Raw genomic sequence first — 241 nt, forward strand, 5'->3', positions numbered from 1 at the left:
AAGAAACAGAGGGAGAAATTTGAAACATCCCACGATGCGGAGTTACGGCTGTTTTATGCCGCCCGCCGTATTTTGAAAGAAAAACTGGACGGAAAACCCATTGCCCTGAAAGCATGGAAACAGGAATATGCACAGTTAAAAACAGAGTATGCCGAACTGTCTCCGCAGCACAAGCCGCTCCTGGAGGAAGTCATACGGCTGCGGCAGGTGCAGAACGCCGTAGATACCGCACTGCGCCGGA

Annotated in this window: 1 pseudogene; it reads left to right on the forward strand. The window is 51.5% G+C overall.

The features are described from left to right. Positions 1-241, forward strand: a pseudogene (locus DWW33_RS16110) (MobQ family relaxase); the annotation flags it as partial.

Origin of the sequence: Roseburia sp. AF15-21 (genome assembly GCF_003479505.1) — a bacterium.
Lineage (GTDB): Bacteria > Bacillota > Clostridia > Lachnospirales > Lachnospiraceae > Roseburia_C > Roseburia_C amylophila.